25 protein-coding genes are annotated in these 26,015 nt (G+C 72.7%); 12 read left to right on the plus strand and 13 right to left on the minus strand.

What is annotated here, in order from left to right; all coding sequences use genetic code 11:
• Positions 1-11: 11 nt before the first annotated feature.
• The 5 genes from ACZ4VA_RS17175 to ACZ4VA_RS17195 form a co-directional block, all read right to left on the minus strand.
• A complete protein-coding gene (locus tag ACZ4VA_RS17175; RefSeq protein ID WP_389390713.1) occupies positions 12-917 on the minus strand; it encodes an SCO1860 family LAETG-anchored protein in 906 nt (301 codons plus the stop codon).
• 268 nt (positions 918-1,185) lie between these two features.
• Positions 1,186-2,277 (minus strand): amidohydrolase family protein, encoded by a 1,092-nt coding sequence (locus ACZ4VA_RS17180; protein ID WP_389390712.1) that lies wholly within the window; start codon positions 2,275-2,277, stop codon positions 1,186-1,188.
• A 34-nt stretch (positions 2,278-2,311) separates the two neighbouring features.
• Positions 2,312-3,121, minus strand: a complete 810-nt coding sequence (locus tag ACZ4VA_RS17185; RefSeq protein ID WP_356173509.1) for an amino acid ABC transporter ATP-binding protein — start codon at positions 3,119-3,121, stop codon at positions 2,312-2,314.
• Entirely contained in the window at positions 3,118-3,951 is an 834-nt protein-coding gene (locus tag ACZ4VA_RS17190) for an amino acid ABC transporter permease (protein WP_355789984.1), read from the minus strand. Before ACZ4VA_RS17190 ends, ACZ4VA_RS17185 begins: the two co-directional genes overlap by 4 nt.
• Entirely contained in the window at positions 3,948-4,799 is an 852-nt protein-coding gene (locus ACZ4VA_RS17195; protein WP_355789981.1) for a transporter substrate-binding domain-containing protein, read from the minus strand. Before ACZ4VA_RS17195 ends, ACZ4VA_RS17190 begins: the two co-directional genes overlap by 4 nt.
• Before the next feature lie 242 nt (positions 4,800-5,041).
• Here ACZ4VA_RS17195 and ACZ4VA_RS17200 point away from each other — a divergent pair, with 242 nt between their 5' ends.
• The 5 genes from ACZ4VA_RS17200 (at position 5,042) to thpD (ending at position 9,947) form a co-directional block, all read left to right on the plus strand.
• The gene (locus tag ACZ4VA_RS17200; protein WP_468082095.1) at positions 5,042-6,148 is read left to right on the plus strand and encodes a pyridoxal-phosphate-dependent aminotransferase family protein; all 1,107 of its coding nucleotides are present in this window, start codon (positions 5,042-5,044) and stop codon (positions 6,146-6,148) included.
• 588 nt (positions 6,149-6,736) lie between these two features.
• A complete protein-coding gene (gene ectA, locus ACZ4VA_RS17205; protein WP_468081882.1) occupies positions 6,737-7,276 on the plus strand; it encodes a diaminobutyrate acetyltransferase in 540 nt (179 codons plus the stop codon).
• 58 nt (positions 7,277-7,334) lie between these two features.
• The gene (ectB, locus tag ACZ4VA_RS17210) at positions 7,335-8,609 is read left to right on the plus strand and encodes a diaminobutyrate--2-oxoglutarate transaminase (protein WP_355791477.1); all 1,275 of its coding nucleotides are present in this window, start codon (positions 7,335-7,337) and stop codon (positions 8,607-8,609) included.
• A gap of 34 nt (positions 8,610-8,643) precedes the next feature.
• On the plus strand, positions 8,644-9,042 hold the full coding sequence (locus ACZ4VA_RS17215) for an ectoine synthase (protein WP_355791480.1): 399 nt from the start codon (positions 8,644-8,646) through the stop codon (positions 9,040-9,042).
• 5 nt (positions 9,043-9,047) lie between these two features.
• Entirely contained in the window at positions 9,048-9,947 is a 900-nt protein-coding gene (thpD, locus tag ACZ4VA_RS17220) for an ectoine hydroxylase (RefSeq protein WP_356239161.1), read from the plus strand.
• Between the two features lie 76 nt (positions 9,948-10,023).
• On the opposite strand, the gene ACZ4VA_RS17225 is transcribed toward thpD, so the two are convergent.
• The 5 genes from ACZ4VA_RS17225 to ACZ4VA_RS17245 form a co-directional block, all read right to left on the minus strand.
• On the minus strand, positions 10,024-11,070 hold the full coding sequence (locus ACZ4VA_RS17225; RefSeq protein WP_389390711.1) for a maleylpyruvate isomerase family mycothiol-dependent enzyme: 1,047 nt from the start codon (positions 11,068-11,070) through the stop codon (positions 10,024-10,026).
• Positions 11,071-11,221: 151 nt separating this feature from the next.
• On the minus strand, positions 11,222-12,271 hold the full coding sequence (locus ACZ4VA_RS17230) for an aminotransferase class V-fold PLP-dependent enzyme (protein WP_355794824.1): 1,050 nt from the start codon (positions 12,269-12,271) through the stop codon (positions 11,222-11,224).
• 124 nt (positions 12,272-12,395) lie between these two features.
• A complete protein-coding gene (locus ACZ4VA_RS17235) occupies positions 12,396-13,115 on the minus strand; it encodes a DsbA family oxidoreductase (protein ID WP_402383457.1) in 720 nt (239 codons plus the stop codon).
• A gap of 75 nt (positions 13,116-13,190) precedes the next feature.
• Entirely contained in the window at positions 13,191-13,706 is a 516-nt protein-coding gene (locus tag ACZ4VA_RS17240; protein WP_468081886.1) for a GNAT family N-acetyltransferase, read from the minus strand.
• On the minus strand, positions 13,703-14,698 hold the full coding sequence (locus ACZ4VA_RS17245; protein WP_389390708.1) for a GlxA family transcriptional regulator: 996 nt from the start codon (positions 14,696-14,698) through the stop codon (positions 13,703-13,705). Before ACZ4VA_RS17245 ends, ACZ4VA_RS17240 begins: the two co-directional genes overlap by 4 nt.
• Before the next feature lie 70 nt (positions 14,699-14,768).
• Here ACZ4VA_RS17245 and ACZ4VA_RS17250 point away from each other — a divergent pair, with 70 nt between their 5' ends.
• Entirely contained in the window at positions 14,769-16,154 is a 1,386-nt protein-coding gene (locus tag ACZ4VA_RS17250; protein ID WP_468081888.1) for an MFS transporter, read from the plus strand.
• Positions 16,155-16,211: 57 nt separating this feature from the next.
• Here the strand turns inward: ACZ4VA_RS17250 and ACZ4VA_RS17255 are convergent, their stop codons facing one another.
• Positions 16,212-16,820 (minus strand): DUF1349 domain-containing protein, encoded by a 609-nt coding sequence (locus tag ACZ4VA_RS17255; protein ID WP_355790675.1) that lies wholly within the window; start codon positions 16,818-16,820, stop codon positions 16,212-16,214.
• Positions 16,821-16,846: 26 nt separating this feature from the next.
• Complete coding sequence (locus tag ACZ4VA_RS17260; RefSeq protein WP_355790678.1) at positions 16,847-18,376, minus strand: aldehyde dehydrogenase (NADP(+)); 1,530 nt, start codon at positions 18,374-18,376, stop codon at positions 16,847-16,849.
• A 132-nt stretch (positions 18,377-18,508) separates the two neighbouring features.
• Here ACZ4VA_RS17260 and ACZ4VA_RS17265 point away from each other — a divergent pair, with 132 nt between their 5' ends.
• The 6 genes from ACZ4VA_RS17265 (at position 18,509) to ACZ4VA_RS17290 (ending at position 24,445) form a co-directional block, all read left to right on the plus strand.
• Positions 18,509-19,282, plus strand: a complete 774-nt coding sequence (locus ACZ4VA_RS17265) for an IclR family transcriptional regulator (RefSeq protein WP_355790681.1) — start codon at positions 18,509-18,511, stop codon at positions 19,280-19,282.
• Between the two features lies 1 nt (position 19,283).
• Positions 19,284-19,754, plus strand: a complete 471-nt coding sequence (locus ACZ4VA_RS17270; RefSeq protein WP_355790683.1) for a GNAT family N-acetyltransferase — start codon at positions 19,284-19,286, stop codon at positions 19,752-19,754.
• Positions 19,755-19,961: 207 nt separating this feature from the next.
• Positions 19,962-20,984: a hypothetical protein gene (locus ACZ4VA_RS17275; protein WP_468081891.1), complete on the plus strand. Its 1,023-nt coding sequence runs from the start codon at positions 19,962-19,964 to the stop codon at positions 20,982-20,984.
• On the plus strand, positions 20,981-22,252 hold the full coding sequence (locus ACZ4VA_RS17280; protein WP_468081893.1) for a sensor histidine kinase: 1,272 nt from the start codon (positions 20,981-20,983) through the stop codon (positions 22,250-22,252). Before ACZ4VA_RS17275 ends, ACZ4VA_RS17280 begins: the two co-directional genes overlap by 4 nt.
• Positions 22,249-22,911, plus strand: a complete 663-nt coding sequence (locus ACZ4VA_RS17285) for a response regulator transcription factor (protein ID WP_468081895.1) — start codon at positions 22,249-22,251, stop codon at positions 22,909-22,911. The genes ACZ4VA_RS17280 and ACZ4VA_RS17285 overlap by 4 nt, the downstream gene beginning before the upstream one ends.
• An 82-nt stretch (positions 22,912-22,993) precedes the next feature.
• Complete coding sequence (locus ACZ4VA_RS17290; RefSeq protein WP_468081897.1) at positions 22,994-24,445, plus strand: peptidoglycan D,D-transpeptidase FtsI family protein; 1,452 nt, start codon at positions 22,994-22,996, stop codon at positions 24,443-24,445.
• Between the two features lie 79 nt (positions 24,446-24,524).
• Here the strand turns inward: ACZ4VA_RS17290 and ACZ4VA_RS17295 are convergent, their stop codons facing one another.
• A complete protein-coding gene (locus tag ACZ4VA_RS17295) occupies positions 24,525-25,976 on the minus strand; it encodes an NCS2 family permease (protein WP_452921263.1) in 1,452 nt (483 codons plus the stop codon).
• Positions 25,977-26,015 lie beyond the last annotated feature (39 nt).

Genomic DNA, 26,015 nt, shown 5'->3' on the forward strand with positions numbered 1-26,015 from the left:
GCACCCTGGGGTCAGCCGCGGCCCCGCCGGGACAGGTAGACCCCTCCCCCGCCGGCCGCCAGCAGCGCCAACGCGCCGCCGGCGATGTACGGCGTCACCGGGCTGCCCCCGGTCTCGGCGAGGCCGGCCTCGGCCGGGGCGCCCTGGGGCTTCACCTCGGACACGGGGTCGGCGCCCGGGGCGGCCTTCGCCGGTGCAGCGGGTGACTCGCAGGTGGCGCCGGCCAGCGTGAGCGTGCCCTCGACCTCGGCGACGTTCAGCTTCAACGGGTCGACGGACACCTTGAGTTCGAGCGCGGAGGCGGCGGCCGTACGGGTCGTGGTCCGCGTCCGGGAGAGGTCGAGGCGGACCTCTCCGACCCCGGGCACCTCGACCTCGGTGGGGCCGCCCGTGGAGAGGGTGACCTTCTTGCCGAGGACGGTCACCGCGCCGAGCAGGTTCGAGGTGGCGACCGGCTTCCTTCCCGCCTCGCAGGTCGCCCTGGAGGTGACCTGCTCGACCTCGATGAGGGAGAGCAGCGGCAGCCCGGGGACATGGAGCTTCGCGTGCGCGAGGCTGGTGCGGCCCTCGGCCTTGCGTGCGGAAACCGTCGCCTCGGCGGTGGCGACGTCCGCGCGCAGCACGCTGAACGGCCGCCCGCCGGAGACGCCGTCCAACTGGGCGGTGAGCGCGGTCTTGTGCGCGCTCCGCGGTGCCCGGACCTCGTCGAGGGAGACCGCGAGCGGGAGGTTCACGGACTTGTCGAGCAGGGAGACGTCGAGCGCGGTGCGCAGGACGACGGCGCTCGCGCGACCGTGGTCGGTGGTCGCGTGGGCGGAGCCGGAGCCGGCCAGGGCCGCGGGACCGGCGGCCAGGGCGGTGGCCGCCGCGGTGGCGGCGAGGCGGCGTGCGGGCATGCGGAAGTGGTTGCCGTTCACGGTGGTTGGGACCCCCAGTGGAGAACAGACTTGGGACCCGGCAAGAATCACCCACGGAGAGTGAACAGTCAGCCACCTGACGTCACTTCACTCCAACGTGGGATTCCCGTGCATTTCTTCGAATCCTCCGGCACGGGTGTTCGCCCGCATCCCCCTCTGAACTCCCCCGTGCGCTCACGCCGGTTGACGCCCCGGCGCGGTGGCGGGGGTGCCCAACGAGCCGGCCGGCGCGCACGTCACGCTGCGTCAACCGGCGTCGCGTGGGAGGTCAGCCGGCGATCCGCCCGTCGAGGACGACCCGGCGCGGCGCGGCGAGCACCCGGACGTCCGCCCGGGGGTCCTCGTCGTAGACCACGAGGTCCGCGGGTGCCCCCTCGTCGAGTCCCGGCCGTCCCAGCCAGCGCCGGGCTCCCCACGCGGTCGCGGACAGCGCCTCCAGCGGCGGGAGGCCGGCCGTGACGAGCTCGGCCACCTCGCTCGCGACCAGGCCGTGGGCGAGGGAGCCGCCCGCGTCGGTGCCGACGAAGATCGGGATGCCCGCGTCGTAGGCGGCGCGCACGGTGTCGTAGCGCCGCTCGTGCAGGCGCCGCATGTGCGCGGACCAGTCGGGGTACTTGGCCTCGCCGCCCGCCGCGAGCTGCGGGAACGTCGCGATGTTCACCAGCGTCGGGACGATCGCGACGCCGCGCTCGGCGAACAGCGGGATGGTGTCCTCGGTCAGGCCCGTGGCGTGCTCGATGCAGTCGATGCCGGCCTCGACGAGGTCGCGCAGGGAGTCCTCGGCGAAGCAGTGGGCGGTGACGCGGGCGCCGAGCCGGTGGGCCTCGGCGATGGCCGCCTCCACCGCCTCCCGCGGCCAGCAGGCGCTCAGGTCGCCGGTCCCGCGGTCGATCCAGTCCCCCACCAGCTTGACCCAGCCGTCGCCGCGCCGGGCCTCGCGGGCCACGTACGCGACGAGGTCGCCGGGTTCGATCTCGTGGGCGAAGCCGCGGATGTAGCGGCGGGTGCGGGCGATGTGCCGGCCCGCGCGGATGATCTTCGGGAGGTCCTCGCGGTCGTCGATCCAGCGGGTGTCGGAGGGCGAGCCGGCGTCGCGGATCAGCAGGGTGCCCGCCTCGCGGTCGGTGAGCGCCTGCTTCTCCGCCACGTCCTCGGGGACCGGCCCGTGCGGGCCGAGTCCGACGTGGCAGTGCGCGTCGACGAGGCCGGGCAGCGCCCACCCCTCCACGGTCCGGACGTCGCGGGCGGCGGCGGGACGCTCGTACGAGATCCTCCCGCCGACCGCCCAGAGTTCGTCCCGGACGTCGTCGGGCCCGACGAGCACCCGCCCCTTCACGTGCAGCACCGTGCGATCGCTCATGCCCGCACCCTAGTTCCTGGCCCGGGTGGCCTGGCTAGAGGCCCTTTTCGACCGTCGCGTCGGTCTCGGCGGTGCCCTCCTCGACGTCCGCCATGGCGGGGTCGAGCAGCCGGGACAGGAAGTGCCGGGTGCGCTCGTGGGCCGGGTCGCCGATGACCTGAGCGGGGGCGCCCTCCTCGACGACCACGCCGCCGTCCATGAAGACGACCCGGTCGGCGACCTCGCGCGCGAAGCTCATCTCGTGGGTGACGACCATCATGGTCATGCCCTCGTTCGCGAGCATCCGCATGACGGCGAGGACGTCGCCGACGAGTTCCGGGTCGAGGGCCGAGGTCGGCTCGTCGAAGAGCATCACCTCGGGGCCCATGGCCAGCGCCCGGGCGATCGCCACGCGCTGCTGCTGACCCCCGGAGAGCGAGGCCGGATAGGCGTCGGCCTTCTCGGACAGCCCGACCCGGCGCAGGTTCTCCTCGGCCACGCGTGCCGCCTGCGCCTTGTCGCGGCCGAGGACCCGGCGCTGCGGCAGCGCCAGGTTCTCGGTCACCGTCAGGTGCGGGAAGAGGTTGAACTGCTGGAAGACCATGCCGATGCGGCGGCGGACGGCGTCGATGTCGACGTCGGGGTGCGTGACCTCCGTGCCGCCGACGAAGACCTGCCCCTTCGTGGGCTCCTCCAGGAGGTTCACGCAGCGCAGCAGGGTCGACTTGCCGGAGCCGGACGGGCCGATCACGCAGACGACCTCGCCGGAGCCGATCTCCAGGTCGATGCCGCGCAGCACCTCGTTGTCGCCGAAGGACTTGTGCAGCCCCTTGACCTGGATCTCGGGAGTCTTGGACGTGCTCACTTGGTGGCCTCCCCGGCCTTGGCCTCCAGGCGCCGCACGACGAAGCCGAGCGGCACGGTCACGAGCAGGTAGCACAGGCCCGCGACCAGGATCGGCGTGGAGTTGGCGGTCTGGCTCGCCAGGTCCCGGCCGAACTTGGTGAGTTCGCGCTCCTCCAGCGTGACGCCGAGGAACAGCACCAGCGAGGAGTCCTTGAACAGCAGGACCAGTTCGTTGGTGAGCGGCGGGATCACGATGCGGAACGCCTGCGGGATGATGATCGAGACCATCGCCCGCGCGTGCGAGAAGCCGAGCGAACGGGCCGCCTCCATCTGCCCCTTGGGCACCGCCTGGATGCCGGCGCGGATCGTCTCCGCCATGTACGCGGCGGAGACCAGGCCGAGCGCGAGCGCCACCTTGCCGTAGGTGCCGCCCGGGATCTCCGTGCCCGGGAAGGCGAGCGGTACGGCGACGCCCACGAAGACGAAGATCAGCAGGGCGGGCAGGCCGCGGAACACCTCGATGTAGATGCCCGCGAGCCAGCGGTAGGGGCCCACCGGGGACAGCCGCATCAGGGCGATGACCATGCCGAGGACGAGCCCGAAGACGAAGCCGGACATCGTGTACAGCACGGTGTTCTTCAGCGCCAGCGTGATGACGTCCGGGAACATCTGCCGGACCAGGTCCCACTGGGCGAACTGGTTCTTCAGCCGTCCCCAGTCCGCCGTGAGCGCGAATGCGATCACGGCGGCGACGAACACGACGTACTGCACACCGCGCGATATGGCGCGCTTCTGCCGCCGGGTCAGTCCGGACCTGCGGGGCTGGACGGTTGTGTCGGCCTCACTCATGAGGCGGACGGGGAGGCGGTCGCCGCGGACTCGTCGTACGGGCCGATCCACTTCTCGTACAGCTTCTTGTAGGTGCCGTCGGCCTTGGCTTCCTTGATCGCCTTGTTGATCGCGGCGAGCAGCTTGGTGTTGCCCTTCTTCACCGTGAAGCCGTACTGCTCACCGGTGTTGAGGTTGTCGACCACCTTGAAGGCGTCGGCGTTGGCCTTGTCCTTGAGCCAGCCCTGGACGACCGGGTAGTCGATGATGACGGCCTGGACCTGGCCGGAGCGCAGGCCGTTGATGACCGCGTCGGAGGACTCGAAGGAGACCGGGTCGAAGCCCTGCTTCTTCGCGTAGTCCTCGCCCGTGGTCTGCGCCTGGGCGCCGAGCTTCTTGCCCTTGGCCTTCACGTCCGCGAGGGAGTTGACGCCGCTCTTCTTGTCGACGAGGACGGCCTGCGTGGCGTCGAAGTACGGGTCCGAGAAGTCGACGTTCTTCTTGCGCTCCTCGGTGATCGTCATACCGGCCGCGGCGAGGTCGCACTGCTCGGAGTTGAGGAACGCGCCGGTCTTGAAGTTCTCGAACGGCGTGTCGACGATGTCCTGCTTCACGCCGAGGTCCTTGGCGACCAGGTCGATCAGCGACACGTCGAAGCCCTGCACCTTGCCGTCGATCTCCGACTGGAAGGGCGGGTACGGCAGGTGGGTGCAGGTGGTGAGCTGGCCGCCCTTGACCAGCGTGACCCCGCCGGAGGCGGTCTTCTCGCCCCCGCCGTCGTCCGAGGAGCAGCCGGCCACGAGCAGCAGCCCGGCCGTCGCGGTGGTGGCGGCCAGAATGCGGGTCCGGCGTCCGAGGACCGAGTTCACGAGGACCTCCAGTGAGGGAACTGAGGCTTCCGATTATAAGGAAAGGTTTGGGTTGCTCAAATCAATCCGATGGTCGCTGGGCCGTCCGGCCTCAGATCTCGCCCCCTGCGCGGCACTCCGCGGGGCCGTCCGGGACCGCGGCACCTCGCCGGGGACCCCGCCCGGCCGCCGGTTAGGCTCGTACCGCGTATCCACGTACTGGAATCCGCGTACTGGAACCCGTGAGCGAAGAGAGCGTCGCCGTGACCCACCCCTTCCTGGACCTGGCCCCCTTGACCGCGGCGCGCTTCGCGTCGATCGAGGACCGAGTGGCGCGGCTGCTCTCCACCGATCAGGACGTCGTGATCATGCAGGGCGAGGCGCTGCTCCCCCTGGAGGGCGCCATCCGCGCCGCCGCGGGGCCGGGGACGACGGCCCTCAACATCATCACGGGGCCCTACGGGCAGACCTTCGGCGACTGGCTGCGGGACTGCGGCGCGACCGTGGTCGACCTCGCCGTGCCGTTCCACGCGGCGGTCACGGCCGCGCAGGTCCGTGCCGCGTTCGCCGAGCACCCGGAGATCGACTTCGTCTCGCTGGTGCACGCCGAGGCGGCCACCGGCAACACGAACCCGGTCGGGGAGATCGGCGAGGTGGTGCGCGAGCACGGCGCGCTGTTCTACCTGGACGCCGTCGCCTCGATCGGCGCCGAGCCGGTGCTGCCGGACGCGTGGGGTGTCGACCTGTGCGTCATCGGGGCGCAGAAGGCGATGGGCGGGCCCGCGGGCGTGTCGGCGGTGTCCGTGAGCGAGCGGGCGTGGGCGCGGATGGCCGCGAACCCCGCGGCCCCCCGCCGGTCGTACCTGTCGCTGCTCGACTGGAAGGAGCGGTGGATCGACGGCGGCCGTACGACGCTGCTGCACGCACCCGCGCAGCTGGAGATGCTGGCCCTGGAGGCGTGCGTCGAGCGCATCGAGGCCGAGGGGCCGGCCGCGGTGATGGCCCGCCACGCCTCGGCGGCGGCGGCCACCCGCGCGGGGGCGCTCGCGCTCGGCGGCGGCATCGAGCCGTACGTGCACGAGGTGTCCGACGCCGCTCCGGTGGCGACGACGCTGCGCGCCCCGTCGGGCGTCGACGCGTCCGGGCTGGTCGCGCGCGCCCTGGCCGCCGACCCCGCGCTTCCGCTGGCCGCGGGCGGCGGCGCGCTGGCCAAGGAGATGATCCGGGTGAACCACTACGGGCCGGACGCCACACGCGGTGTCGTAAGGGCCTGCCTGGCCGCGCTGGGCTCCGCCCTGGCCGAGGTGGGCGCGACCGCGACGGTGGACCTGGAGGCCGCGGGACGCGCCGTGGCGGACGCCTGGGCGTGAGCCTGCTCCCGCAGTACCGCGGTCCCCTGCCCGTGCGGGCCGTCCGCGCGTGAACCGCTCCGACCGCCCGGCCGGACTCTGCGGCCCCTCCGGCCGCGCGGCAGACCCCTGCGCCCCGTCCGCTTCCTGCGGGCGGGGCGTTTCTTGCCGCCCGCGCATCCCGCGCCCGGACGTTCCGCGCGAGTGAGCTGTCCCATAAAGGACGGAAGCGCCGCGCACGTGAAGCGGCTCACTTTTCACGCGTGCCAATAGAGTCCGCTTCCGCGAGAATTCAACGCGCTTTTCCCCGCTCATTCCATTTGCATTGTCCGGCATAGCTTCCCGTCCTCTTCTGCCCGCTTTCCGTGTGGCTAAACGCGAAGATTTTGCGAACACCGAGCGATGCATTTCGGGCGGGCGCTGAGGAGGTCACATGGCTGTGACACACTCCACAGAGGGCCCGATTCCTCCCCTAATATCCGGGCAATACCCCACATAACTCAGCGCCCGGAGCGGAGAACTCACGCCCGCGTGATAACACACGGGTGGCCGGTACGTAACCCCGGCCGACGATGCAATTTCAACTTTCGCTGGGTAAATTCAACCGGCATGACCGCCGCACCAGCAGACCTGCAAGCGGAATTCCTGGAAATGCCCGAAGGACTCCGGATCGACCGTCCGGGGGTGGCCGACGGGGCCGCGCTCTGGCGCATCGCCAAGGATTCCGGAAACCTCGACCTGAACTCCTCGTACAGCTACCTCCTGTGGTGCCGTGACTTCGCCGGCACCTCGGCGGTGGCGCGCGACGCGAAGGGCGGGCCCGTCGGTTTCGTCACCGGCTACATCCGCCCCGAGCAGCCGCGGACGCTGCTCGTGTGGCAGGTGGCCGTGGACAGCGCCTGTCGCGGACGCGGACTCGCCGGCGCCCTGCTCGACGGACTGACCGCGCGGGTGGCGCGGGAGCGCGGCCTCGACTTCGTGGAGACCACCGTCTCGCCGGGCAACACCGCCTCGGAGCGCCTGTTCGCCTCGTACGCCGCACGCCACGGCGCGGACCTGGAGCGTGAGGTGCTGTTCGACACCGGACAGTTCCCCGACGGGCCGCACGACCCCGAGGTGCTGCACCGCATCGGACCGCTGTCCTTCTGATCCGCCCCGCCCTCTCCGGCATCCCCCCACGACTTCATCTCCCAGGAGGAGATTCGCTGTGACCATCACCCAGCCCGACCTGAGCGTCTTCGAGACCGTGGAGTCGGAGGTGCGCAGCTACTGCCGCGGCTGGCCCACCGTCTTCGACCGCGCCCAGGGCAGCCGCATGTACGACGAGGACGGCCACGAGTACCTCGACTTCTTCGCGGGCGCCGGGTCGCTCAACTACGGCCACAACAACCCGGTGCTCAAACGCGCCCTCATCGACTACCTGGAGCGCGACGGCGTCACCCACGGTCTCGACATGTCGACGACCGCCAAGCGCGCCTTCCTGGAGTCCTTCCAGAACCTGATCCTGCGCCCGCGCGACCTGCCCTACAAGGTCATGTTCCCGGGCCCGACGGGCACCAACGCGGTGGAGGCCGCGCTGAAGCTGGCCCGGAAGGTGAAGGGCCGCGAGGCGATCGTGTCGTTCACGAACGCCTTCCACGGCATGTCGCTGGGCTCGCTCGCCGTCACCGGCAACGCCTTCAAGCGGGCGGGCGCCGGCATCCCGCTCGTGCACGGCACCCCGATGCCGTTCGACAACTACTTCGACGGCCAGGTCCCGGACTTCCTGTGGTTCGAGCGGCTGCTGGAGGACCAGGGCTCCGGTCTCAACAAGCCCGCCGCCGTGATCGTCGAGACGGTGCAGGGCGAGGGCGGCATCAACGTGGCCCGCGCCGAGTGGCTGCGCGCGCTCGCCGAGCTGTGCGAGCGCCAGGACATGCTGCTCATCGTCGACGACATCCAGATGGGCTGCGGCCGGACCGGCGCCTTCTTCTCCTTCGAGGAGGCGGGCGTCACCCCCGACATCGTCACCGTGTCCAAGTCCATCAGCGGCTACGGGCTGCCGATGTCGCTGTGCCTGTTCAAGCCCGAGCTGGACATCTGGGAGCCGGGCGAGCACAACGGCACCTTCCGCGGCAACAACCCGGCGTTCGTCACCGCCGCCGCGGCCCTGGAGGCGTACTGGACCGACGGCTCCGCGATGGAGAAGCAGACCCGCGCCCGCGGCGAGCAGGTAGAGCAGGCGCTGATCTCCATCACCGAGGAGAACCTCGCCGACATCAAGGAGTACCGGGGCCGCGGCCTCGTGTGGGGCCTGGAGTTCAAGGAGAAGGAGCGCGCCGGACGTGTCGCGCAGCGCGCCTTCGAACTCGGTCTGCTCATCGAGACCTCGGGCCCGGAGAGCGAGGTCGTCAAGCTGCTCCCGGCGCTGACGATCACGCCCGACGAGCTGGACGAGGGTCTGCGCACCCTCGCCCGCGCCGTCCGCGAGACGGTCGCCTGACCGCGTACGCACGACAGAAAGGCAGCAACTCACCGTGATCGTCCGATCGTTCAAGGACATCGAGGGAACCGACCGGCATGTGAAGGCCGCGACCGGCACCTGGGAGAGCAAGCGCATCGTGCTCGCCAAGGAGAAGGTCGGGTTCTCCCTCCACGAGACGACCCTGTACGCGGGTACCGAGACGTCGATGTGGTACGCGAACCACATCGAGGCCGTCCTCTGCGTGGAGGGCGAGGCCGAGCTGACCAACGACGAGACCGGCGAGAAGCACTGGATCACGCCGGGCACGATGTACCTGCTCGACGGCCACGAGCGCCACACCATGCGCCCCAAGACCGACTTCCGGTGCGTCTGCGTCTTCAACCCGCCCGTCACCGGACGGGAGGACCACGACGAGAACGGCGTCTACCCGCTGCTGACCGAGGAGGTCTGAGCACCATGACCATCACCCCCGAGAGGACCACCGACCTCTACCCGAGCCGCGGCGCCACCGAGGTGTCCGTGCCCCGCCAGGACCCGGTCGTCTGGGGCGCGCCGGGCGACCCGGGCCCGATCGAGGCGTCCGACCTCCAGGCGTACGAGCGCGACGGGTTCCTCGCCGTCGAGGAGCTCATCACCCCCGACGAGGTCGGGGTCTACCGCGCCGAACTGGAGCGGCTCGTCGCCGATCCGGCCATCCGCGCCGACGAGCGCTCGATCGTCGAGCCGGCGTCGCAGGAGATCCGCTCGGTCTTCGAGGTGCACCGGATCAGCGAGGTCTTCGCGCGGCTGGTGCGCGACGAGCGCGTGGTGGGCCGGGCCCGGCAGATCCTCGGCTCGGACGTGTACGTCCACCAGTCGCGGATCAACGTCAAGCCGGGCTTCGGGGCCAGCGGGTTCTACTGGCACTCGGACTTCGAGACCTGGCACGCCGAGGACGGTCTGCCGAACATGCGGACGGTGTCCGTCTCGATCGCGCTGACCGAGAACCTCGACACCAACGGCGGTCTCATGATCATGCCGGGGTCGCACAAGACGTTCCTCGGGTGCGCGGGGGCCACGCCGAAGGACAACTACAAGAAGTCGCTGCAGATGCAGGACGCGGGCACACCCTCGGACGAGGCGCTCACCGCGTTCGCCGGGCGGCACGGCATCAAGCTGTTCACCGGCAAGGCGGGGTCGGCCACGTGGTTCGACTGCAACTGCATGCACGGTTCGGGTGACAACATCACGCCGTTCCCGCGCAGCAACGTCTTCATCGTGTTCAACAGCGTGGAGAACGCCGCGGTGGAGCCGTTCGCGGCGCCCGTGCGGCGGCCGGAGTTCATCGGCGCCCGGGACTTCACCCCGGTGCAGTGACCGACCGCGGTCAGGCCGGGGGCCCGGCACCCCCACGGGGTGCCGGGCCCCCGGCGTGGCACGCGGCTCGGGATGATCACAGCCAGGCCAGTGACGCCGCCCTGTCCAGCACGGCGCGTACCGCCGTGGAGTCACCCGTCGCGCCGCGCGGCACCTCCTCGGGGGTGCTCCGGCCGCCGACGAGCAGGCAGAGGTCGACCGGGTCCAGGACGAGCTCGGCGCGCACCGGCTCGTCCTCCGAGCCCAGCACCCACTCGGTGTCCCCGCCGCGGCCGGTCACCGTGAAGAGCACCGGTGCCGCCTGTGGACCCAGCGCCGTGCCGAGGATACGGACGGCGAGGCGGACGAGCTGCCACAGGTGCGGCTCGGGCGGCGGGGGCACGGCGAGGCCCAGCGCCCGGCCGATGTCGGCGCCGTGGATCCACGTCTCGAAGGCGCGGACGAGGAAGTGGTCCGCGACGGGGAGCCTGACGCCCATCAGCGTCGTGCACTGCGCGGCCGGTTCGGGCTCGCGTGCCTCACGGGTGGCGAGCAGGTCCGCGGCCTGCTCGGCCCACGCGGCGACGGTCTCCCGCGGGGCGCGCGCCCGCTCGTACGCGATCACCTCGGCGGTCCGCGCGCCCCACTCCTCGCGCCACCCGGCGCCCTCCCCGGTGACGGTCCTCGACGGCGGCACCCGGGCGGCCAGGCCCAGCCGCAGCGCCAGCGGCTCGTCCGCGGCGATCAGGTGGGCGACGGTGGCGTGCACGTCCCAGCCGTGCACGACGGGCGTCCGCCACGAACCTGCGGTGTCCGCCTCACGCAGCAGCGGACGCAGTGCGGCGACCGCGGCCGCGTAGGGCGCCGCGTGCGCGGCGACCGGCGCCGCCGCGGGAGGCGTGCGCGAGGCCGTGGGCCGGGCGCCACCGGCTGTGTGCGGCACGGCGCCGGGACCCGGCGGGCCGTCGCCCGCGCCGTCCGGGCCGCCCGGCGGCCGCACCGTCCGCCGGAGCCGTTCCGCCTCGGCGGCGCAGGACTCGCATCCCGCCAGGTGCGACGGCACCGTCTTCTCGTCCGAGGGCGGCAGCGCTCCCGCGGCCCAGTCCGCCAGCAGCTCTCGTACCCGCTCGTGTTCGGTGGTCATCCGGCGCCGTCCTTCCGGGCCGTGGTCGGCACGGCGGCCGGGGCCGGCCCGCGGCCCCGTCGCCCCGCTCCCTCCAGCGTACGCACGCCCGGCCGGTCGGTCCCGTCGCGCGGGGACCGGGCGGCACCGCGGGCGAGCGGCCCCTTTCGGGTCAGCCCGACAGGACGTCCAGCAGGCGGTCGACGTCCGCGGGGGTGTTGTAGAGGTGGAAGGCCGCCCTCAGATTGCCCGCGCGGTCGGACACCTCGACCCCGGCCCTGCTCAACTCGGCCTGCCGGTGCCCCAGTTCGGGGACGGACACGATGGGTGAGCCGGGGGCGGGGACGGGCCGGTGCCCGAGCCGGTCGAGCCCCGCGCGGAACCGGTCGGCCAGGGCGAGGTCGTGGGCCCGTACGGTGTCCACGCCCAGTTCCTCGATGAGCGCCAGCGACCTACGGGCCCCCGCGTACGAGAACAGGCTGGGGCTCTCGTCGAACCGCCTTGCGGAGTGGGCGAGTTCCTCGACGGGTCCGTAGCAGCTGTCCCAGGGGCGCTCGCCCGCGACCCAGCCCGCGAAGACGGGGGTGAGGCCGCCGAGGTCCTCGGGGACGACCAGGAAGGCCACGCCCCGGGGGCAGACGAGCCACTTGAAGGCGACGGAGGACACGAAGTCGTACGCGTCCGCCTCGATCGGCAGCCAGCCGGCGGCCTGGGACACGTCGACGTACGTCCGTGCCCCGTGCGTGCGGGCGGCGTCCCGGATCGCGGCCAGGTCGGCGACGCGGCCGTCGGCGGACTGCGCGGCACTGACGGCGACCAGTGCCGTACCGGGCCGCACGGACTCGGCGATCCGCTCCAGCGGCACGGTGCGCACCTTGAGGTCGCCGCGGACGTGGAAGGGGTTCACCACGGAGGTGAAGTCGGCCTCGGCGGTGAGGACTTCGGCGCCCGCCGGGAGCGAGGCGGCGATCAGGCCGGTGTAGACGGCGACGGAGGCGCCGGCCGCGACCCGGCGGTCGGAGACGCCGGCCAGCCGGGCGAAGGCGGACCTGGCCGCCTCCACGTCCGCGAACATGTCCTGCGGCTGCCCCGCCGCCACGGACTCGACGCCGGCCCGCATGGCGTCCACCGCGCGGACCGGGAGCAGCCCGGTGCTCGCGGTGTTGAGGTAGGTGTTCTTCGGGGCGAACTCGGCTCGTACGAGGGTCTCGAAGGTCTCCATGGGACCACTCTGCGGCCCCCGGAAGCCCCCGTCCATTGCCGATTTTTACGCAGTTTCGCCAAGCGTTGCTTATGGATGGGGCCCGACCTGCGGTTTCCCGCCGGCCGGGCCCGGATCCGCGTGCTCAGTTCTGCGGGACGGCGCAGCCGTCGGGGCCGCACACCTCCGCGGCGCCGCCCGGCTCCTGGAGCAGGGTCAGCGGGGACCGATCGCCCCAGGCCTGGGTCAGCGCCTGGGTGAAGACCTCGGCGGGCTGGGCGCCGGAGACGCCGTAGGTGCGGTCGAGGACGAAGAAGGGGACTCCGGTCGCGCCCAGCTCGGCGGCCTCGCGCTCGTCGGCGCGGACCTCGTCGGCGTAGGCAGCCGGGTCGGCGAGGACCGCGCGGGCGGCGTCCGCGTCGAGACCGGCGGCGACGGCCAGCTCCACGAGGCGCTCGTCGTCGTCAAAGACCGACCGCTCCTCCGCGAAGTTGGCGCGGTACAGCAGGCCGATCAGCTCGTCCTGGCGGCCTCGCTCCTTGGCGAGGTGCAGCAGGCGGTGCATGTCGAAGGTGCTGCCGTGGTCGCGGCCCTCGGTGCGGTACTCCAGGCCCTCGGCGGCGGCGTTCGCGCCGAGGTTGTCCTCGGCGGCCTGCGCCTGCGCCTCGCTCATGCCGTACTTCGCGGCCAGCATCGGCAGGACGAGTCCGGTGTCGCCCTTGGCCCGCGTCGGGTCGAGCTCGAAGGAGCGGTGCACCACCTCCACCTGGGCCCGGTGCGGGAAGGCGGCGAGCGCCTTCTCGAAGCGGGCCTTGCCCACGTAGCACCACGGGCAGGCGATGTCGCTCCAGATCTCGACGCGCATTCTTCGGCTTCTTCCAGGTCGTACGGGGTACGGAGAGGCCCTCCGCCGCGTACGTGAACGTCCGGTGCGCCCGGGTCATTCCCCCGGGACCGTGAAGCGCAGGAACAGGTGGTGGTCGTCCTCGGTCGGCGGGTTCGCCGGGTCCGGGACCCAGCCCTGGCGCGCGTAGAAGGCCTGGGCGCGCCGGTTGTCGACGTGCACGTCCAGTGACGCGGTCCGTTTCCGGTCGGCCTGCCACTGCTCGACGCAGGCGGCGTGCAGGGCCGTGCCGATGCCGGTCCGCCAGTGCTCGGGGTCGACGTGGAACTGGAAGAGCTTCACGGTGTCGGCGGGCGCGTCCTCGGTCGTCCGGAAGGAGGCGAGCGCGGCGATCCGGCCGCGCTCGACCACGCACAGCACGTGGCCGTCCGGGCGGTCGATGGCCTGCCGCCACCTGGCCGGCCAGTCGATGCCGTCGTCGGGCAGGCCGTCGGGGTAGTACGTCGCCCGGGCCCGGGCGTGCAGGGCGGCGACCGCCGGGGCCTCGGCGGGCAGTGCGGTCCTGATCACCCGGTTCACCCGGTTCACCCGGGCCGCGCGGTCTCCGATCATGCAACGGAGGACGTGGGCGGCCCGGCCGCGGTTCCGCGGCGGTCGAACTGGGTGCGGTAGGCGCTCGGGGTGAGGCCGGTGCGGCGGACCAGGTGGCCGCGGAGGGAGTCGGCGGTGCCGAGGCCGCAGGCGCGGGCGACCTGGTCCATCGGCAGGGTGGTCGTCTCCAGGAGTTCCTTGGCCCGCTCGACGCGCTGGTGCAGCAGCCACTGGAGTGGGCTGACCCCGCTCTCGGCGTGGAACCGGCGGGTGAGGGTGCGGACGCTGACCCCGGCGTGCCGGGCCAGGTCGGTGAGGGTGAGCGGCTTGTCGAGGTTGCGCATGGCCCAGCCGCGGGTGTCGGCGCAGGCGGTGCCGCGCTCCGGCGGCAGCGGTGTCTGCGTGAACTGCGTCTGGCCGCCGGGGCGTACGGGGGCGACGAGCGCGAGCCGGGCCACCCGGTTGGCGACCGCGGCGCCGTAGTCGCCGCGGATGATGTGCAGGCACAGGTCGATCCCGGCGGCGTACCCGGACGAGGTCATGATCGGGCCGTCCTGCACGTACAGGACGTCGCCCTGGAGTTCGAGCGACGGGTAGCGCCTGCGCAGCTCCCCGGCCTGCTCCCAGTACGTGGTGGCGCGGCGCCCGTCCAGCAGTCCGGCCTCCGCGAGCGCGAAGGCGCCGCTGCAGATCGACGCGATCCGCTTCCCGGCCGCGGCGGCCTCGCGCAGGGCGGCCACCGTGCGGGGGTCGGGCACGTACCGCTGTCCGGTGCCCGCGACCAGGACCGTCTCCGCGTCCCGTACGGCGTCGAGTCCCCGGCTCACATGAAGGTCGAGGCCGCCGGTGGTGGGGACGGGGCCCGGTTCGGGGGCGCAGATGACCACCTCGTAGCCCGGTTCGCCGTCGACCTCCACCTTTCCGAACAGCATCTCGGGGATGGCGAGGTTGAACATCGACACGGGTGACGCCGCGACGACGGCGACGCGGCGGACGCCGGGTACGCGGGACATGGCCAGAACCTCCGGACGTATGTCATTCGGGCCACTACTCTACGCCGCCGGTGATCCGCAGCATGGGGGCATGCCGACGAACCGGACCACCGAGACGCCCGTGAGCGGGCCGCCCGTCCCCTCCTCCGCGCGCAGGGCCGGGCCGCCCCCGTCCCCCGCCCTGACCCTCGCGGCGGCGCTGCTCGGCTTCGCACTGATCACCCTCGACGCGTCCGTGGTGAACGTGGCCCTGCCGGCGATCGGTTCGGACCTCGGCAGCGGGATGTCCGGGCTCCAGTGGGTGGTGGACTCCTACACGCTGGCGTTCGCGGCCCTGATGCTGTCCACGGGCGCGTTCTCGGACCGGGCCGGGGCCAGTCGCGCGTACGCCCTCGGGGCCGGGGTGTTCACCCTGGCCTCCGTGGCCTGCGGGCTGGCCCCGACCCTGCCGGTGCTGATCGGTTCCCGGGTGGTGCAGGGCGCCGCCGCGGCGGTGGTGCTGCCCGCCTCGCTCGCCCTGGTGCGGCAGGCGTACCCGGACCCCGTGCGGCGCTCGCGCGCGGTGGCCCTGTGGGCGGCCGGCGGATCGGTCGCGGTGGCGCTCGGACCGGTGGCCGGCGGCGCGCTGACCACCGCCTGGGACTGGCGCGGCATCTTCTTCGTCAACGTGCCGCTGGGCGCGGTGGCTCTCGCGCTGCTGCTCAGGGCGCCGCGCTCGGAGCGCCGGCCGGCGCCGCTGGACCTGCCGGGCCAGCTCACCGCGGTCCTCGCGCTCACGGCGCTGACGTTCGCCGTGATCGAGGGCGGGCGTTGGGGGCTCCTCGCGCTGGGGGTGGCCGTGGCGTCGGCCGTCGCCTTCGTCCGCGTGGAGGCACGGCGGGAGAGTCCCGTCGTACCGCTCGGACTGTTCCGCGGCCGGAACGTGCGGGTGGCGGTCGCCGCGGGGGCCGCGTGCAGCGTCGGGTTCTACGGGGTGGTCTTCCTGTTCTCCCTCTTCTTCCAGCAGGTGCAGGGCCGTTCCGCGCTGTACGCGGGGCTGATGTTCCTGCCCATGACCGGGCTCATCGCGGTGACGAACCTCGCGGCGGGCAAGCTGGCGGGGCGGTACGGGCCCCGCCGGCCGATGGTGATCGGGCAGAGCCTGGCCGCCGCCGGGCTCCTGCCGCTCCTGTGCGTCGACGCCTCCACGCCGACCGGCCTGGTGGCCGTCCTGCTCGTCCCGGTGGCTCTGGGCTGCGCGCTGACCGTGCCGCCGCTGACGGCCGCCATGATGGACGCGGTGCCGCCGGAGCGGGCGGGGCTGGCGGCGGGTGTCCTCAACTCCGCCCGGCAGGTGGCCGGCGGGCTGGCCGTCGCGGCGTTCGGGTCGCTGGTCGCCGGGGGGTTCGAGGCGGGGCTGCGGACGAGCCTGGCGCTGAGCGCGCTCGCGCTGGCCGCGACGGCGGCGGCGTCCACCCGCCTGCGCCCGGCCCGCTAGGGCTTCCCCCGACCCGACCCGACCCGCCCCGGACGAACAGCGGAGGGGCCCGAACCGTCAGCTGCCGTCCCGCAGGTCCTTCGGCCAGTCGGGGCGGAACTCGACGGCGTCGTACGTCACCACGCAGCCCTCACCCATCGGCGACTGCGTCATGAAGCCGACGAGGGCCGCCCCGGACGCCTCCTCGTCACCGAGGGTGAACAGCCGGACGAAGGTCCAGCGGACGCCGTCGCGGGAGGCGTGGAAGGCGAAGGCGCGGCCCGTGCGGCTCACCCGGAGCCAGACGGAACTGCCGTCGACGGTGAAGGAGTTGGCGTCGTCGGAGTGCCCCCGGGTGACCACCGTGCAGACGGTGGGCACGTCCGGGGAGTACTCCAGGCAGAGCTTCGCCCAGGCCCGCTCCCCCACGTGGACGTAGAGCACCCCGGCGTCGAAGGAGCCGGCGAAGCCGACGGTGACCCGGGCTATCAGCTGGAAGTCGCCCTCGGGCGCGCCCAGCAGCCGGGGTGCGTCGGAGGCGGGGTCCAGAGCCTCACCGGTGGGCGGCACGAAGCGGTCCTGCCGCGCGCCCGCCCATCCGGTGAGCACTCCGTCCTCGTACGACCAGTGGCCGTCCGGCCCGTAGGTGCGCAGCGGGAAAGGGAGTTCGGGAATCTCGACGTCCATCCGCCGAGTGTCCCAGGCCGGTGTGCTCAGCGCTCCAGCCGCCCGTCGTAACGGCGGGGCAGCCCCAGCGGGTTGTCGTCGCGCAGCTCCGGCGGCAGCAGGGTCTCCGGCGCGTTCTGGTACGCCACCGGGCGCAGCCAGCGCTCGATCGCCGTACCGCCCACCGAGGTCGAGGTGGAGGTGGTCGCCGGGTAGGGGCCGCCGTGGTGCTGGGCCGGGGCGACGGCGACGCCGGTCGGCCAGGCGTTGACCAGGACGCGGCCCGCGAGCGGGGTCAGTTCGGCGAGGATCTCGGCGCCGCGCCCCTCGCCTGCCGCCTCCTCGGTGGACAGGTGCACGGTGGCGGTGAGGTTGCCGGGGAGGCGGGAGAGCACCGCGCCGGCCTCCGCGTCGTCCTCGTAGCGGGCGACGACGGTGAGCGGACCGAAGCACTCCTCCAGGAGCAGGTCGTGCTCGCCCTCGGCGGCGAGGTTCCGCGCCGGCACGGTCAGGAAGCCGGGGCTCACCGTGTGCTCGCCGCCCGCGCCGGGGGTGACCGGGGACTCCACGTCCGGGAGCCCGGTGCGCTCGGCGACCCCGGCCAGGAAGTTGTCCCGCATGCGGTGGTCGAGCAGGACGCCCGCCTCGGTGTCGCTGACGGCGTCGGTGAGGGACTTCAGCAGCCGGTCCCCTGCGTCGCCCGCGGGGGCCAGCACCAGGCCGGGCTTGACGCAGAACTGGCCGACGCCCAGCGTCATGGAGCCCGCGAGCCCGGCGCCGATGGCCTCGGCGCGCTCGGTGGCGGCGGCCTCGGTGACGACGACCGGGTTGAGCGAGCCGAGCTCGCCGTGGAAGGGGATCGGCACGGGGCGGGCGGCCGCCGCGTCGAACAGGGCGCGTCCGCCGCGGACCGAGCCGGTGAATCCGGCCGCGGAGACGAGCGGGTGCTTCACCAGCTCGACGCCGGCCTCGAAGCCGTGGACCAGGCCGACGACGCCGGCGGGCACGTCGTGCCGGGCGGCGGCCCTGCGCAGGGTCGAGGCGACCAGCTCGGACAGCCCCGGGTGGTCGGGGTGGGCCTTGACGACGACCGGGCAGCCCGCGGCGAGCGCGCTGGCGGTGTCGCCGCCCGCGACCGAGAACGCGAACGGGAAGTTCGAGGCCGAGTAGACGGCGACGACGCCCAGCGGCACCTTGTAGCGGCGCAGGTCCGGGATCGGCGGGGTCGCGGTGTCGTCGGGGTGGTTGATCACGACGTCGAGGAAGGCGCCCTCGTCGACGATGTCCGCGAAGGCCCGCAGCTGGTAGCAGGTGCGGGCGAGTTCGCCGGTGAGCCGGACCGGGCCGAGCGCGGTCTCCGCGTCGGCCGCCTCGACCAGCCGGTCCTTGGCCTCTTCGAGCAGGTCGGCCGCCGTGCGCAGGAAGGCGGCGCGCACGGTGCGGTCGGCGAGAGCCCCTCTGGCGGCGTGCGCGGCGCGGACGGCCTCGTCCACTTCCTGGGCTGTGGCCTCCACCGCAACCTGCTCGCGCTGCTTCCCGGTACGGGGGTCGACACTCCAGACTGGTGCTGCTGCCACCGCGGGTTCCTCCAGATGTGATGCCGCAGTTCCTGTGTCACTCACCAGGGGCGTTCGATATGCTGAACGCTGTCTCTGATGGTGAATATGCTGTTGGAGACTATTTCCCGTCCAACGAAGGGGTCAAGGGCGATGTCGGCAGTCGAGACAGGCGGCGGGGCGCAGGTCAAGTCCGCGGTGCGGACCGTGGAATTGCTCGAGTACTTCGCCGGCCGGCCCGGAATGCACTCCCTGGCCTCCGTGCAGGAAGCCGTCGGCTACCCCAAGTCCAGCCTCTACATGCTGCTGCGCACGCTGGTCGAGCTCGGCTGGGTGGAGACGGACGCGACCGGCACGCGGTACGGCATCGGCGTCCGCGCGCTGCTCGTCGGCACCTCCTACATCGACGGCGACGAGGTCGTGGCCGCCGCCCGGCCCACCCTGGACCGCCTGTCGGACGACACGACGGAGACCATCCACCTCGCCCGCCTCGACGGCACGAACGTGGTCTACCTCGCCACCCGCCAGTCGCAGCACTACCTGCGCCCCTTCACCCGGGTGGGACGGCGGCTGCCCGCGCACTCCACCTCCCTGGGCAAGGCGCTGCTCGCCACCCACACCGACGAGCAGGTCCGCAAGATGCTCCCCGAGACGCTGCCCGCGCTGACCGAGCACACGATCACCGACCGGGAGAAGCTCATCGAGGAGCTGCACCAGGTGCGGGAGCAGGGCTTCGCGGTGGACCGCGAGGAGAACACGCTGGGGCTGCGCTGCTTCGGCGTGGCGATCCCGTACCGGACGCCCGCCCGCGACGCCATCAGCTGCTCGGTGCCGGTGGCGCGCCTCACGCCCGCCCACGAGCAGATGGTCAAGGACGCCTTGTTCGACGCGCGCGACCGGCTCACCCTCGCGACGAGGAGGCTCTGACGTGGAGGTGGCCCTGCGCCCCGTGCACGACAGCGACCTGCCGGTCTTCTTCCGGCTGTCGAACGACCCCGAGTCGAACCGGATGGCCGCGTTCACGGCCCGGGACCCGGCCGACCGGGAGCTGTTCGACGCCCACTGGCGCCGCGTGCGGTCCTCCTCCGCCGTGGTGCGCACGGTCCTGGTGGACGGTGACGTGGTCGGCAGCGCCGCGGTGTACGGCGAGCCGGGCGAGCTGGAGGTGACGTACTGGATCGACCGCGCGTACTGGGGCCGCGGTATCGCGACGGCGGCCCTGCGTGCGCTGCTCGCCGCCGTCCCCGAGCGCCCGCTGCGCGCCCGGGCCGCCGCGGACAACGCGGCCTCCGTCCGGGTTCTGGAGAAGTGCGGCTTCCGGGAGACGGAGCGCACCCGCGGCTACGCCGAGGCCCGCGCCGAGGAGATCGACGAGGTCGTCCTCGCACTGCGGGACTGAACGCCGCGGGGCTGAAGAACGCCGTGGGACCGAACCCCACGGGATTGAACCCCGCAGGACTGACCCCTGCGGGACCGATACCCCGCTGGACCGAACCCCGGGAGACCGAACCCCGGGCGGGGACCGGACGCCTCTCCCCCGTGCGGCGGAGGCGGATCGTCGCCGCGCAGGACGTGGAGCAGCGTCCCGCCACGCCACGGTGGGGGCATGACGCAGCCCTCCCTCTCCGCGACGGTCCCCGCCGGCACACCCTCCCCGGGCGGGCGTCCCGCGCGGGCGCGCCGGGTCCTGCGGGTCGTCGCCGTCGTCTCCTGCCTGCCGTACCTGTCCCTCAAGTCGGCCTGGATCGCGGGCAGTCACCTCGGCATCCCCGCGGGCAGCCCGCTGCTGGAGCACCGCGCCCAACTGGTCGTGGCGAACGGCCTGACGGTCGCGATGGACGGCGCCGTCATCGTGCTCGTACTGCTGCTGACCCGGCCCTGGGGGCTGCGCGTGCCCGCGTGGCTGCTCGCCCTGCCGATGTGGACGGCGACCGGACTGCTCGCACCCGTGATGACCGGGTATCCGCTGCAACTCCTCGTCGGGGCGCTCGGCGGGTCCGTGAACCGGGCGGCGGACACCGGACGCGAGCCGTTCCTGGACGAGTGGGTCTTCGCGGTGGTCTACACGGGGTTCATCGTGCAGGGGCTCACTCTGGGCACCCTGTTCGTCCTGTACGCGCGGGACCGCTGGGGGCAGCTGTGGCGGGGCCGCCTGCGGGAACTGCCGGCGAGCGGCGTGGGGCCGGCGCAGCGGGCCACCGCCGTCGCCGCCGCCGTCCTCGCGCTCGTCCCGGCCGGCGCGCACCTGCTGTGGGCCTGCGGTGGCACGGCGGGGCTGAGCGCCGGTCGCGCCGCGCACCGGACCGCCGACTTCCACGTGCTGGAGGCGCTGGACGCCGTCTTCCTGCTGTCCGCCGTCGCGGGCGCCGTCCTGCTCGCCTTCCGGCGGGGACCCGCGCTGCCGGTGCGGGTGCCGCTGGCGCTCGCCTGGGTCGGTTCCGGGGCCACCGCCTGCTGGGGCGGCTGGCTCTCGCTGGCGGGCCTGGGCGGCTCCGACGACCTCGCCGGACGCCCCACGGGGCTGATGAGCCTCACCTACGCTGGGCAGATGATTGTCGGCCTGCTCGTGATCACCGTCGCCGCGCGTTTCCTGGCGGAGCGGTCCACCCGGGCGAAGCGGCCGGCGTGAGCGCGTTCGCCCGGTTCCTGTTCGGACGGCGGGCGCGGCTGCGGTGGATCCACCTGATCCTCGGCGGCGCCCTCGCGATGCCGTACGTCCTCGTGGGCGAGGTCGTCGTCGGACCGCTGGCGGACTCGCGGTACGTCTTCGGCTCCCTCCCCCTTCAACTCGCCTCCTTCGCGGTCGGGTTGCCGATCGCCGCGGTGACCGCCCTGTTCCCGCTCACCCGGCCGCTGTCGGTGGCCGCGGTGCGGGCGCTGTGCGGTGTCGAGGGCGACCGGCTCGCCGACGGCCCCGCGCGGACCCCGGCGGCCCGGCGCCGCACCGCGGGCTGGTTCACGCTGCATCTCGGCCTCGGCGGGATCGTCGCCGGGATGTCCCTCGCCGTACCGCCGTTCGCGGCCGTGCTGATCGCGCTGCCCGCCGTGTCCTTTCTGCGGGACTCCCGGCTCGGGCTCCCCGAAGTCCTGGACCACTCCTGGGCGTTGGCGCTTTCGCCGGTCGCCGGGGCCGCGTCGCTGATCGCGCTCGCGGCCTGTGCGGCCGGGGCGGGAGGGCTGCTCGCCCGCCGGGCGCCCGTACTGCTCGGGCCGGCTCCCGAGGACCGGCTCGCGGCGGCCGAACGGCGGGCCGCGGACCTCGCGGTGCGCAACCGGCTCGCCCGCGAGCTGCACGACTCCGTCGGCCACGCGCTCAGCGCCGTCACCCTCCAGGCGAGCGCGGCCCGGCGGGTCCTGGACACCGACCCCGGATTCGTCCGCGAGGCCCTCGCCGCGATCGAGGACACCACCCGCCGCACGGTCGGTGAACTGGACGCCGTACTCGGGGTGTTGCGGGAGGGCGACACCGGACAGGACACCGGCGTCCAGGGCCGCGCCATCGCTCCGGCCCCCACCCTCGCCGACCTCGACGGCCTGCTGCGCCGCACCCGTGCCGGTGGACTCACCGTCACGGCGGAGGTCGAGGTGGACCCCGGGACGCTGCCGCCGCTGGTCTCCCGGGAGACGTACCGCATCGTGCAGGAGGCGCTGAGCAACGCGCTGCGGCACGCCGGGCCGCGGGCCCCCGTGCTCCTGCGGATCACGCGCGGCGAGAAGACGCTGGAGATCACCGCCGAGAACCCGGTCACCGGGGCCCCCGCTCCCCGTCCCGGCGGAGGCCACGGCCTGAGCGGCGTCGCGGACCGGGCGCGGCTGCTGGGCGGCACGACCGAGGCCGGCCCCGTGGACGGGGTGTGGCGCCTGCTCGTACGACTGCCCGTGGAGGGAGCCGCATGACCGGCCCGACGATCCGGATCGTCCTCGCGGACGACGAGCGCATGGTGCGCACCGCGCTGCGCGTGATCCTCTCCGCGGAACCGGACCTGGAGGTCGTCGGGGAGGCGGCGACCGGCGCGGAGGCGGTGTCCGTGGTGCGCGAACTGCGGCCGGACGTCGTCCTGATGGACGTCCGCATGCCGGAGACCGACGGCATCCGCGCCACCGGGCAGATCCTCGCGACGCTCCCCGACCCGCCCCGCGTCGTGGTGGTGACCACCTTCGAGAACGACTCCTACGTGTACGAGGCGCTGCGCGCCGGCGCCTCGGGGTTCCTGCTCAAGCGCGCCGACGCGGACGCGCTCGTCCAGGCCGTGCGGCTGGTCGCGCGCAGCGACAGCCTGCTGTTCCCCTCGGCGGTTCGGGCGCTGGCCGCCGAGCACGCCCGCGCCCACCCCGAGCCGCCCGCGTGGGTGGCGCAGCTCACCGACCGCGAGCGGGACGTGCTGCGGCTGATGGCGACGGGCCTCACCAACGCCGAGATCGCCGCCCGGATCGGCGTGGGGCCCGCGACGGTGAAGTCCCATGTGGCCGCCGTCCTGGCGAAGACGGGCACCCGGGACCGCACCCAGGCGGTGATCGCCGCGTACGAGGCGCGCTTCGTACGGGACTCCGCCTGAGCGCCCCGTTTCATGAAAGGCGGATGAGAAATGCGGACGGAAGGGAACGATTCGAGCCCGTTCATTCGTCTTCCAGGGCGCAATGAACAAGACGATCAGGCATGCCGCCGTCTTCACGCTGCTGCTCGTGCTCGCCCTGCTGGTCCGGGCGACCTGGGTGCAGTTCTACGACGGGACGGCACTCGCGGACGACAAGCACAACCGGCGGAACGCGATCGAGCAGTACGCGCACCCGCTCGGGGACATCATCGTGGCCGGCGACGCGATCACCGGCTCGGCGCGGACGAAGGGCGGTGACCTGGATTACAAGCGCACGTACAAGAACGGCAGTCTGTACGCGGCGGTGACGGGCTACAGCTCGCAGGTGTACGGGGCGACGCAGCTGGAGGGCGTCTACCGCAGCCTGCTCGACGGCACGGACAACCAGCTGAAGAACCCGCTGGACACCCTGACGAACAAGCGCGCCGACCCCGGTGACGTCGTCACGACGATCGACCCGGCCGTGCAGAAGGCCGCCTACCGTGCGCTCGGCGACAAGAAGGGCGCCGCGGTCGCGATCGACCCGAAGACCGGGCGCATCCTGGCCGCCGTCTCCACCCCCTCGTACGACCCCGGCCTGCTCAGCACCGGCGACTCCGCCGCCTGGAAGCGGCTGACCAAGTCCTCGGACAAGCCGATGACGAACCGCGCGCTGCGCCAGCCGCTGCCGCCCGGTTCGACGTTCAAACTGGTCGTCGCGGCGGCCGCCCTGGAGGACGGGCTGTACCGGGACGTGGACGCGCGGACGGACAGCCCGAACCCGTACACGCTGCCGGGCACGACCCGGGTCCTGGCGAACGAGAACGCCTCCGCGCCCTGCGAGGACGCGTCGATCCGGGTCGCCCTCCAGTACTCCTGCAACAACGTCTTCGCGAAGATGGCCGTGAGGCTCGGCCAGGACAAGGTCCGCGCGATGGCGGAGAAGTTCGGCTTCAACGACGAGACGCAGGACGTGCCGGTGCGCGCCTACCCGAGCGTGTACCCCTCGGGCATGGACCCGGCACAGACGGCGCTGACGGGCATCGGCCAGTTCGACGTGACGGCGACGCCGCTGCAGATGGCCATGGTCTCGGCGGCCATCGCGAACGGCGGCGAGCTGGTCTCGCCGCACATGGTGGCGCGGACCAGCGACGCCGACGGCGACGTGCTGAAGGACTACGACGACAGCACCGGCACCGAGCGGATCGTCAGCGCGTCCACGGCCGAGCAGCTGCGGTCCGCGATGCGGACGGTCGTGGAGGACGGCACGGGCACGAACGCGCGGATCGCCGGTGCCACGGTGGGCGGCAAGACCGGTACGGCGCAGCACGGCGAGAACAACAGCAAGACGCCGTACGCGTGGTTCACGTCGTACGCGACATCGGACTCCACGGGCAAGGAGGTCGCCGTGGCGGTCCTGGTCGAGCAGTCCGACGCGGCCCGCTCGGAGGTCAGCGGCAACGGCCTGGCCGCCCCGGTCGCGAAGGCCGCGATGGAGGCCGCACTGCGGGACTGAGCCCGCGTTCGACGCAGTGCGCACGAGTCTGCGGGCCGCCCTCACATCCGGAGGGCGGCCCGCGGCGTTCCGGCGGCTACTACTTCACGCCGAGGATCTGCTCGATCGGGTCGATGGCGAAGTACACCAGGAACAGGGCCGACGCGCCCCACAGCAGCCAGTGGACCTCCTTCGCCCTGCCGAGGACCGTCTTGATGAGGACGTAGGAGACGAAGCCCGCGCCGATGCCGTTGGTGATCGAGTACGTGAAGGGCATCACGGCGATGGTGAGGAACGCCGGGATGGCGATCTCATAGCGGTCCCAGTCGATGTGCTTGACCTGGGTCATCATCAGGAAGCCGACGGCGACGAGCGCGGGGGCGGCGGCCTGCAGCGGGACGATGGTCAGAACCGGGGTCAGGAACAGCGCGAGGGCGAACAGGCCGCCCGTGACCAGGTTCGAGAAGCCGGTGCGCGAACCCTCGCCGACGCCCGCCGCCGACTCGATGTACGAGGTGGACGAGGACGCCGAGGCCGCGCCTCCGGCGACCGCCGCCACCCCGTCGATCAGCAGCACCCGGCCCAGCTGCGGCACCTTGCCGTCCTCGTCCAGCAGGCCCGCCTCCGCGCTGATGCCGACGACCGTGCCCATGGTGTCGAAGAAGTCGGACAGGACCAGCGTGAAGACGAGCAGCACCACGGTGATCGCGCTCGCCTCGCCGAAGGCGCCGAACAGGCTGAAGTCGCCGAGCAGCCCGAAGTCGGGTGAGGCCACCACGTCGTCGGGGACCTTCGGTGTGGTCAGTCCCCAACTCTTCACGTCGGCGACGGAGTTGATGACGATCGCGACGACCGTCATGGTGACGATGCTGATGAGGATGGCGCCCTTGACCTTGCGGGCGAGCAGTCCGATGGTCAGCAGCACGCCGAGGCAGAAGACGAGGACCGGCCAGCCGGCGAGCGCTCCGGTGCCGCCGAGCTGCACCGGGACGGTGGTGTTCGCGGCGTCGGGGATGCGGCTGACGAACCCGGCGTCGACGAAGCCGATGAAGGCGATGAACAGGCCGATGCCCACACTGATCGCCTGCTTCAGGGGCTGCGGGATGGCGTGCATGACGGCCTCCCGCAGACCGGTCACCACCAGCACGCAGATGAGCAGGCCTTCGAGGACGATCAGGCCCATCGCGTCGTCCCAGCTCATCAGCGGGGCGATCTGGAAGGCGACGACGGCGTTGAGGCCGAGGCCCGCGGCGAGGGCGAGCGGGAGGTTGCCGCCGATGCCCATCACGATCGTCATGACGGCGGCCACCAGGGCCGTGGCGGTGGTGAGTTGGACGGCGTCGAGCTGGTGGCCGAACTTGTCCTTCGCGCTGCCCAGGATGATCGGGTTCAGGACGAGGATGTAGGCCATGGTGAAGAACGTGGCGAAGCCGCCGCGTATCTCTCTGCCGAAGGTGGAACCGCGGGCGGAGATCTTGAAGTACCGGTCGACGCCGTTCACGGCGGGCGTCGGGGACGCCGGGCGCTCGGCCACCTTCTGCGTATCGGACATGGTGCTGCTCCTCGTTGCCTGCGTGGCGGGTGTGCGGAT

This window comes from Streptomyces sp. NPDC028308, assembly GCF_055565855.1.

Excerpts from the sequence above, each read along its gene's own strand:
- ACZ4VA_RS17265 (WP_355790681.1), top strand. The coding sequence starts at position 18,509 with ATGTCGGCAGTCGAGACAGGCGGCGGGGCGCAGGTCAAGTCCGCGGTG.
- ACZ4VA_RS17190 (WP_355789984.1), bottom strand. The coding sequence starts at position 3,951 with ATGAGTGAGGCCGACACAACCGTCCAGCCCCGCAGGTCCGGACTGACC.
- ACZ4VA_RS17295 (WP_452921263.1), bottom strand. The coding sequence starts at position 25,976 with ATGTCCGATACGCAGAAGGTGGCCGAGCGCCCGGCGTCCCCGACGCCC.
- ACZ4VA_RS17235 (WP_402383457.1), bottom strand. The coding sequence starts at position 13,115 with ATGCGCGTCGAGATCTGGAGCGACATCGCCTGCCCGTGGTGCTACGTG.
- ACZ4VA_RS17225 (WP_389390711.1), bottom strand. The coding sequence starts at position 11,070 with ATGACCACCGAACACGAGCGGGTACGAGAGCTGCTGGCGGACTGGGCC.
- ACZ4VA_RS17240 (WP_468081886.1), bottom strand. The coding sequence starts at position 13,706 with ATGATCGGAGACCGCGCGGCCCGGGTGAACCGGGTGAACCGGGTGATC.
- thpD (WP_356239161.1), top strand. The coding sequence starts at position 9,048 with ATGACCATCACCCCCGAGAGGACCACCGACCTCTACCCGAGCCGCGGC.
- ACZ4VA_RS17255 (WP_355790675.1), bottom strand. The coding sequence starts at position 16,820 with ATGGACGTCGAGATTCCCGAACTCCCTTTCCCGCTGCGCACCTACGGG.
- ACZ4VA_RS17290 (WP_468081897.1), top strand. The coding sequence starts at position 22,994 with ATGAACAAGACGATCAGGCATGCCGCCGTCTTCACGCTGCTGCTCGTG.
- ACZ4VA_RS17285 (WP_468081895.1), top strand. The coding sequence starts at position 22,249 with ATGACCGGCCCGACGATCCGGATCGTCCTCGCGGACGACGAGCGCATG.
- ACZ4VA_RS17180 (WP_389390712.1), bottom strand. The coding sequence starts at position 2,277 with ATGAGCGATCGCACGGTGCTGCACGTGAAGGGGCGGGTGCTCGTCGGG.
- ACZ4VA_RS17245 (WP_389390708.1), bottom strand. The coding sequence starts at position 14,698 with ATGTCCCGCGTACCCGGCGTCCGCCGCGTCGCCGTCGTCGCGGCGTCA.
- ACZ4VA_RS17275 (WP_468081891.1), top strand. The coding sequence starts at position 19,962 with ATGACGCAGCCCTCCCTCTCCGCGACGGTCCCCGCCGGCACACCCTCC.
- ACZ4VA_RS17250 (WP_468081888.1), top strand. The coding sequence starts at position 14,769 with ATGCCGACGAACCGGACCACCGAGACGCCCGTGAGCGGGCCGCCCGTC.
- ACZ4VA_RS17230 (WP_355794824.1), bottom strand. The coding sequence starts at position 12,271 with ATGGAGACCTTCGAGACCCTCGTACGAGCCGAGTTCGCCCCGAAGAAC.
- ectA (WP_468081882.1), top strand. The coding sequence starts at position 6,737 with ATGACCGCCGCACCAGCAGACCTGCAAGCGGAATTCCTGGAAATGCCC.